This window comes from Rhodopseudomonas sp., assembly GCF_048594845.1.
Lineage (GTDB): Bacteria > Pseudomonadota > Alphaproteobacteria > Rhizobiales > Xanthobacteraceae > Rhodopseudomonas.
In genome coordinates, this window is sequence record NZ_JBMDXE010000097.1 from 1 (window position 1) to 7,417 (window position 7,417).

General features: G+C 67.5%; 6 protein-coding genes. 2 read left to right on the top strand and 4 right to left on the bottom strand.

The features are described from left to right. The 3 genes from ACOJTD_RS05685 to ACOJTD_RS05695 form a co-directional block, all read right to left on the bottom strand. On the bottom strand, positions 1–352 hold a 352-nt coding region (locus ACOJTD_RS05685), incomplete at its 3' end, for an ABC transporter substrate-binding protein (RefSeq protein ID WP_420131957.1). 56 nt (positions 353–408) lie between these two features. Further along, a complete protein-coding gene (locus ACOJTD_RS05690) occupies positions 409–1,380 on the bottom strand; it encodes a Bug family tripartite tricarboxylate transporter substrate binding protein (protein ID WP_420131958.1) in 972 nt (323 codons plus the stop codon). A gap of 73 nt (positions 1,381–1,453) precedes the next feature. Continuing rightward, a complete protein-coding gene (locus tag ACOJTD_RS05695) occupies positions 1,454–2,332 on the bottom strand; it encodes an IclR family transcriptional regulator (RefSeq protein ID WP_420131959.1) in 879 nt (292 codons plus the stop codon). A gap of 148 nt (positions 2,333–2,480) precedes the next feature. Here ACOJTD_RS05695 and ACOJTD_RS05700 point away from each other — a divergent pair, with 148 nt between their 5' ends. Then, positions 2,481–2,669, top strand: a complete 189-nt coding sequence (locus ACOJTD_RS05700) for a hypothetical protein (protein WP_420131960.1) — start codon at positions 2,481–2,483, stop codon at positions 2,667–2,669. 309 nt (positions 2,670–2,978) lie between these two features. Next, entirely contained in the window at positions 2,979–4,292 is a 1,314-nt protein-coding gene (fsrB, locus tag ACOJTD_RS05705) for a siderophore utilization protein FsrB (protein ID WP_420131961.1), read from the top strand. Here the strand turns inward: fsrB and ACOJTD_RS05710 are convergent. After that, positions 4,234–7,417, bottom strand: a 3,184-nt coding sequence (locus ACOJTD_RS05710) for a 5-oxoprolinase/urea amidolyase family protein (protein ID WP_420131962.1), incomplete at its 5' end; no start/stop codon positions are given. The two genes, fsrB and ACOJTD_RS05710, sit on opposite strands and share 59 nt — an antisense overlap.

Here is a 7,417-nt window from a genome sequence, read left to right on the forward strand (position 1 = left end):
CGGCCTGGTTGTGCGAGGTGCCCAGTGCGCCGAACATCAGCAGCACGCCGTCGCGCTCGACCAGTTTGCGGGTCTGCTCCACGCTCTGCGCCGGGTTGTAGGCATCGTCGGCCGACAGGTAGGTGATCTTGCGGCCATTGATGCCGCCCTCGGCATTGAGCTTGGCGAAGTAGGCCGCATGGGTCTTGCCGATGGTGCCGTAGGCCGAGGCCGGGCCGGAGTAGGGCACGAAGTTGCCGACCTTGATCTCGCTGTCGGTGGCGCCGGGATCGTATTTCTTTTGCGCGTGGGCGGCCGTCGTCGCGCAGGCGATAGCCATCGCTGCGGCGAGGCCGGCGATCAGTGTCCTCATGACGTTCCTCTTTGCTGTTTGTTTGTGGTTGTCGCGTGGCCGCGGGGCGCGGCCGGTTATTGCTGTCCCTTGAGGCCGGCCTCCTCGATCACCTTGCTCCACTTGCTGGTTTCCGCCTCGATGAAGGCGGCGAACTCCGGTCCGCCGCGGCCGCTGGCTTCGAGGCCCTGATCGAGCAGCTTCTGCTTGACGGCGGGGTCCTGGAGCGCGCGCAGCACGGTGTCCTGCAGCCTGGCGACGATCGGCGCCGGCGTCGCGGCGGGCGCCATGAAGCCGTACCAGCCGGCTGCGACGATCTGCGGAAAGCCCTGTTCGACCAGCGTCGGCGCATCCGGATAGATCGCGCTGCGCTCGCTGGAAGCGACGCCGAGCACGCGGAAATTGCCGGCCTGGATGTGCGGCAGCGCCGAACTGATTGCCGTAAAGGTGGCGTCGACGCGGCCGGCGAGGAGTTCGGTATAGGACGCCGAGTCGCCGCGGAACGGGATGTTGAGGCCCCTGACGCCGGCGGTCTTGAACAGCAGTTCGGCGGCGAGATGCGGCTGCGAGCCGGGGCCCGGCGACGCGAAGGTCAGGCCGTCGGTCTTGGCCTTGCCGTAGGCGATCAGCTCGGGCAGCGTCTTGTAGTCGGACTTGGCGTTGATGATCAGGAAGATCGGCGCCGTCACCGCCATCGCCACAGGCGCTAGGTCCTTACGCTCGTAGTTCAGCTTCCCGAACAGCGCTTCGGCGGTCGCATAGGGCGCGGCAACGTAGAGAAACGTCGATCCGTCCGGTGGGGCGTGGGCGACCATCTCGTTGGCGATGCGGGTGCCGGCGCCGGGCTTGTTCTCGACAATGAACTGCTGCTTCAGCTCGCGCTCGAAATATTCGTTGAAGATCCGCAGCGAAATGTCGTTGGCGCCGCCGGCGCCGTAGGGCGAGATCATCCGCACCAGCCGCGTCGGCCATTCGGCGTCGGCGAAGGCCGGCCGGATCGCGGCGAGCGCGGCGGCCGATGCGAGCAGCGTGCGTCGCGTCAGGGGCATATCGTCCTCCGTGCTCAGTCCGGTCCGCTCGTTGCTCGGCGGCCCTGGCGTGGTCGATCGATGGCGTCGCGGCTCAGCGCGCCGCGGCGTTAGCTCGTTGTGGGATCACCGGCTCGGCTTCGCCCACCAGCGCGCGAATGCTGGCGGCGAGCGCGCGCAGCCGCGGGCCGATCTCGGCTTCAAGCTGGCCCGGCTGCAGGCGGAATTCGGGGATGCCGCAATTGATCGCGAAGGTGCGCTGCAGCGATTTGGCGCGAAACAGCGGCGCCGCGACCGCGTGGATCGACGGCATGTACTCACCGAAGCACGTGCAGAAGCCACGCTCGGCGCATTGCGCCAGACCGGAGCCATACAGCTCGGCGTAGCTCTCCCACGTCGTCGCATCGGTGGCGGCGAGTCGCGTCGCCAGCAGGGCGGCCTCGTCGTCGGGCAGCAGCGCCGCCGCAGCGCGGCCCATCGCGGTGCGCACCACCGGGATCGGCAGGCCGATATCCGGACTATGCGGGCCGACGTCGCCGGAGCGCGCGGTCTCGACATAGACGATCGACGGCCCGTCGAGCAGCCCGATCGACACGGTGCCGCGCACGCTGACCGCGAGATCCTGCATCAGCGGCCGGGCGAGCTGGCGGAACGGCATGTCGGCAAGCAGGGGACGGACGATCCGCAGCGCGCGGGTGCCGAGGCCGTACTTCGACAGCGTCGGGTCGTAGCGCAGGTAGCCGAGTTCGGCGAGCGTGTGGGTCAGCCGCGCCACCGTCGGACGCGGAATGCCGGTCCGCACCGAGATCTGCATGTTGCCGAGCAGCGGCGCCGCGGCGTCGAACGCCTCCAGCACGATCAGACCCTTGGCCAGCGTGGTGGCGAATGCCGCGTCGCCGGCGCTTTCGGCCAGCATGGCTTCGGCCGAAAGCATCGTCGCAGGCAGCGAGTGGGACGGCGTATCTTCAATCATGCAGAGCATTATGAAGACGAATGTCGCGATGTCCAATTATTATCGCTAAATCGCATTGTTCGTCCATTATGTGGACGGTGCGTCTGTGGCACAATTGCGGATGAAGAACGTTGTTCCCGCCAGCAAGCGTCAAAGCGGAGGATGCGCGATGCCCGATCAGGCAGGCGGAAACGAACTCGAAGCGGATGACTTTCCGGTTCATGCGGACCGGACCGAGCTGAAGACTCAGGACGGCGAGAAGATCGCCGAGGCGAAGACCAAGACGCTCGCCGAGGAGATCGCGCAGCGGCTCAACGAGCAGGCGCATCGCGAGGAAGAGGATCGCTGGTCGGCGTGACGACCTGCGGAACTCGCGCGCGGCGTGCGGCCTAGCGCGAGGCACGATGTCGCATCACGCTTTGCGCAGCGCCTGTTAGTCGCGTGAACTTGCTCGCGCGACGCCGCGTTTGAACGATTCCAAGGCTGCGAGTCTGTACTCAGCGGCTGAACGCGCTAGAGCGGGTCAGAACGGTTCTGACCTAGAAGGCGCCATGATCCAGTCAGGTTCTGCTCTGCTAGTTTTCCACGTCGCTCCCATGGCCCGGTGTTTCCGCAAGGCCATTGGCGGCGCGGCTATCATCGCGCGGTCGCTCAAGCGGAGCGTGCCATGAGAGCGGTTTTCGGGCGCCTGCATCGCTGGGCTGGGTTGCTCACCGCGGCGTTCCTGTTCTTTTCGGGCGTGACCGGTGCGGTGATTTCGTGGGATCACGAGATCGCCGAGACGCTCAACGCCAAATTTTTCGACGTGTCGAGTGCCGGACCGGCGATCCCGTCGGTTGATCTCGCCAGGCAGATCGAACAGCGCGATCCGCGGGCGCGCGTGATCTTCTTTCCGATGACGCCGGAGCCCGGCCACTCACTGGCGTTCTTCGTGCAGCCGCGGATCGATCCGACCACCGGCAAACGCTACACGCTCGACTACAATCAGATCTTCCTTGATCCCAACACCGGCGCCGAACTCGGCCGGCGCTATTGGGGCGCGGTGTGGCCGGTCAACAGCGAGAACTTCGTCTCGTTTCTCTACAAGCTGCACTACACGATGCACATTCCCGAATTCTGGGGCAGCGATCGCTGGGGCGCGCGGCTGCTCGGCATCATCGCGATCATCTGGACGATCGACTGCTTCGTCGGCTTCTATCTGACGCTGCCGGCCCGCAAGCTGCTGCGCGCCGGACAGGCGCCGGCGGTCAAGCGCGAACTCGGCAAGGGCTTCTGGGCGCGCTGGGCCCCGGCCTGGAAGATCAAGACATCAGGCAGCGCCTACCGGATCAACTTCGACATCCACCGCGCCTTCAGCCTGTGGACCTGGGCGGTGCTGTTCGTGGTCGCCTTCACGGCGTTCTCACTCAATCTGTACTTCGAAGTGTTCTCGCCGCTGATGAAGACGGTGTCGAACTACACGCCGACGCCGTTTGAGCAACGGCCCTATCGCAGCCTCGACGATCCGATCGAGCCCAAGATGACCTTCGCGCAGATCGCCGAGCGTGCGGCCGCCGACGGCAAGGCGCGCGGCTTCACCGAGCCGCTCGGTTCGCTATTTTACGGCCCGGCTCATGGCGTCTATGCGGCGGCGTTCTTCAAGCCCGGCGACGATCACGGCGCCGCCGGCGTCGGTCCGGCGCAGCTGTACTACGACAGCGAAGACGGCCGTCCGCTCGGCGATCGGCTGCCCTGGGTCGGCACCGCCGCCGACGTCTTCGTGCAGATGCAGTTTCCGCTGCATTCCGGTCGCATCCTCGGCCTGCCGGGACGCATCCTGATCTCGGCGATGGGCCTCGTCGTGGCGGCGCTGTCGGTCACCGGCGTGGTGATCTGGGCGCGCAAGCGGCGGGCGCGTCTGGCGTCCCGCCGCAGCGCTGCTGTTACGTCGTCTCCAGGGCGCACACCAGATCCCCGGCGCGCAGGGTCTGCCCCGGCTTGACGTTCACGGTGCGGACGATGCCCTGCACGGTGGCGGGGATGGCGATCTCCATCTTCATGGATTCGATCACCGCGAGCGTCTGACCGGCCTCGACCGCGTCACCTTCGGTCACCGTGAGCTTCCAGACGTTGCCCGGCACTTCGGAGAACACGCCGACGTGGCCGTCCGGAATGTCTTCGCTCGGCCCCTCGGCGAGGTCGGCATCGTCGGCGACCTGATCGAGCCGCAGCTCCTTCCAGCGCTGCCGTTCGGCTTCGAATGCGGCCTGCTGCGTCGTCTTGAAGGCTGCGATCGACGCGCTGTTGTCCTTCAGACTCGTCGCGTAGTCGGCGGCGGAGAACGTCGTGTCCTCGATCCGCAGCGGATAGGCGCCGTGCGGAAACGCCTCGCGGGCGTCGAGCAGCTCCTCTGCCGTCACCGGGAAGAACCGGATCTGGTCGAAGAACCGCAGCAGCCAGGGATGGCCGGGCTTGAACTCCGGCGTCGACCGCCAGCTGTTCCACATCTGGATGGTGCGGCCGAACAGCTGATAGCCGCCGGGGCCTTCCATGCCGTAGATGCACATATAGGCGCCGCCGATGCCGACCGCGTTCTCCGGCGTCCAGGTGCGGGCCGGGTTGTATTTGGTGGTCACCAGCCGATGGCGCGGATCGACCGGCGTCGCTACCGGCGCGCCGAGATAGACGTCGCCGAGCCCGAGCACCAGATAGCTGGCGTCGAACACGATGCGCTTGACGGCGTCTTCGTCGGGCAGGCCATTGATGCGGCGGATGAACTCGATGTTGGACGGACACCACGGCGCGTCCGGCCGCACCAGCTCCTGATACTTGCGCATCGCCAGCACCGCCTGCGGATCGTTCCACGACAGCGGGAGATGCACGATACGGCTCGGCACCTGCATGGCGTCCACTGCCGGCAGATCGCGCTCGAGCTCGCCGAGCACGTCGAGCAGCTTGCGGCGCGAGAGCTGCGTGCTGTCGTAGTGGATCTGCAGCGAGCGGATGCCGGGCGTCAGATCGATCAGTCCGGGCAGCCTGGCCTGCGCCACCGCTTCGGCTAGCACGTGGACGCGCAGCCGTAGCGTGATGTCGAGCTCCATCGGGCCGTATTCGATCAGCAGATTGTCGTCGCCGGCGCGGCGATACACCACCGGAATGGCCTGATCGTCGCGGCGGCCGACAATCGCAGAACCCAGCTCGGCCGGCCCGCGCAGTACCGTCGGTCCTGCAGGCGGATCTCCCGCGCGCGTCACCGGCACGAAGCGCAGCTTGTCGCCGGGGCGTAGCTGCCCGATCTTCCATAGTTCTTCGCGCGCCACCACGGCCGGGCAGACGAAGCCGCCGAGGCTCGGCCCGTCGGGGCCGAGAATGATCGGCATGTCGCCGGTGAAGTCGATCGAGCCGATCGCGTAGGCGTTGTCGTGAATGTTCGACGGATGCAGCCCGGCTTCGCCGCCGTCGCTGCGCGCCCATTGCGGCTTCGGCCCGATCAGCCGCACGCCGGTGCGCGCCGAGTTGAAGTGCACTTCGTAGTCGGCCTCGAACAGCGTCGCGATGTCGTCGTCGCGGAAGAAGTCCGGCGCGCCGTGCGGCCCGTAGATCACGCCGATCTCCCACTCGCGGGTGAGCGGTGGGATTTCCTCCGCAGTCGCGGCGCGCGGCGTCGGAAGCGTGGCGGTCGGCGCCGCGACATGCAGAACGTCGCCGGCCTTGAGTACGCCGGTGGCGTGGCCGCCGAACGCGCCGAGCATGAACACGGCGCGCGAGCCGAGAATTTCCGGTGCCTCGAAGCCGCCGCGCACCGCCAGATAGCAGCGTTGCCCGGACCCTTCGACCTTGCCGATCGCCAGCGTCTGGCCGGCCTTCACGGCGATCGGCGCATGATGCCCGACCTCGCCACCGTCGAGCCGCGCCACCATGCGGGCGCCGGCGAGCGCCACCACGGCGTCGGTGTTGAAGCGTAGCGTCGGGCCGTTCACCGTCAGCTCCAGCGCCGCGGTGGTCTCCGGATTGCCGACGAGGCGATTGGCGAGCCGGAACGAGCGCTCGTCCATCGGCCCGCTCGGCGGCACGCCGACGTGCCACAGATGCAGCCGGCCGGGCAACTCCTGGAGGCCGGACTGCGCGCCGGGCGCCAGCACGTCGATAGTGTGAGGTGCGAAGGCGAAGCTCGCCAGCACGTTGGTGGCGACACGGCCGCTGTGAAATACCTCGGCCTGCGCGATCGCCCGCAAGTAATCGAGATTGGTCTCGATGCCGGCCACGGCCGTGTCGCGCAGGGCGTCGATCAGTTTGGCGATCGCGCGCGGCCGGTCCTCGGCATGCACGATGATCTTCGCCAGCATGGGATCGTAGAACGGCGTCACCTCGACGCCGGTCTCGATCCAGCCGTCGATCCGTGCGCTGCCCGGAAACGCCACATGGGTCAGCCGGCCGGCCGAGGGGCGGAAACCGGCATTCGGGTTCTCGGCGTAGAGCCGCACTTCGATCGCGGCGCCTTGCGGCGCGCGCGGCGTGTAGTTGGCGAGCGGGCTGTCGCCGGCGGCTTGCCGCACCATCCATTCGACCAAGTCGACGCCGAACACCGCCTCGGTGACCGGATGCTCGACCTGCAGGCGGGTGTTGACTTCGAGAAAGTAGAAATCTTCGCGTTCGACATCGTAGATGAACTCGACGGTGCCGGCGGACTCGTAGTTGACGCTTTGGCCGAGCGCGACCGCGGCCTGATGCAGCCGCGCGCGCATCGCATCGGAGATGCCGGGAGCCGGGGTTTCCTCGACGACCTTCTGGTTGCGCCGCTGCAGCGAGCAGTCGCGCTCGCCGAGCGCGATCACGTTGCCGTTGCCGTCACCGAAGATCTGCACCTCGATGTGCCGCGCCACCGCGACGAAACGTTCGAGATAGACGCGCGCGTCGCCGAACGACGCGCGGGCGGTGCGCTGCACGGTGGCGAAGCGCTCGCGCAGCGTCGTCTCGTCGTGGCAGAGCTGCATGCCGATGCCGCCGCCGCCGGCAGTGCTCTTCAGCATCAGCGGAAAGCCGATCCGCGCGGCCTCAGTGAGCGCCTCGTCGATCGTCTCCAGCAGGCCGGAGCCCGGCAGCAGCGGCACGCCGCTCCGCGCCGCG